Consider the following 1,022-nt stretch of genomic DNA (forward strand, 5'->3'; position numbering starts at 1 on the left):
GGGGGAGCACCCGGATCGAGACGTGGGGGCGGTTGCTCATGTTGAGCAGATGTCGCAACTGATCGGCCATCGTGGCGGGATTACCGACGACCCGGAGGAGAACCGCCTCGGAGAGAACGACCTCGAACTTTGGCGCGGGCGGAAGGCGGCGTTCGAGGAGAGTCTGGCGCTTCAGCCGCACCTCGACCAGGCGCTCTCGTTCCTGCTCGGTCATGCGCGATCGGTGCTGGTAGACGCCACGGGCGTAGTCTCGGGTCTGGAGCAGCCCGGGGATCAGGGTGTCGTCGTGCTCTCGGAGACGGGAGGCGGCGGATTCGAGGCCGACGTACATCTCGAACCAGTCGGGGATGGCGTCGCCGTACGAGTGCCACCAACCCTTGGCCTTGGTCTCGTTGGCCACCGCGGTAAGCACGGCGGCCAGCTCAGGCGTTGCGGCGTACAGCTCGCACATGGCCCTGACGTCGAGGGCGCGGACCGGGCCGAGGCCACTTTCGATGCGCCACATCTTCTGCCGGCTGCACTGCATCGCCTCGGCCGCGCCGTCGAGCGTCATTCGCGCCTCGGTACGCAGGTCGCGCAGCGCCCGCCCGAGCTGACGCCGGGGAACTGTCGAACCCATGTCGTCGGCCATCCGCCACCCCTCTCCATGTTGCGTTTTGTTACATCAGGACGCCATCGGTGAAACGCGCGAGCGCCGCCCGGACAATCGATTCACTCGGGCTGCTTTCCCGCAGGGTGATAATGCTCCTGACCATACAAGACACCCCCGACGGCGGCCATTTACGCGCAATTCCCAGGCGCGGAATATCGACGCATGTTGGCGTGGCAGCCGTGGAAGACCTCATTGCTCCGGAGGCGGAACGTCCCGGACGTAGTGCCTCGTCGCGCAACCTTGATCGGGTAACCGGGCCCCGTCCACGCGAGATCTTGGTGTTCTCGGTGTTCTACCAGGCCCTCATGCCGGGGGCGACGGCCTGGCTGCACTCGCTCGGCGAGCCGACCGGCGTCGACCTGGCCCAGAC

General features: G+C 66.6%; 1 protein-coding gene. It reads right to left on the reverse strand.

What is annotated here, in order from left to right; genetic code table 11:
- On the reverse strand, positions 1–631 hold a 631-nt coding region (locus tag AB0M52_RS34150; RefSeq protein ID WP_363962041.1), incomplete at its 3' end, for a helix-turn-helix transcriptional regulator.
- Positions 632–1,022: the final 391 nt, after the last annotated feature.

The sequence above is a fragment of the Micromonospora sp. NPDC051296 genome (genome assembly GCF_040682255.1).
GTDB classification, from domain to species: domain Bacteria; phylum Actinomycetota; class Actinomycetes; order Mycobacteriales; family Micromonosporaceae; genus Micromonospora; species Micromonospora craterilacus.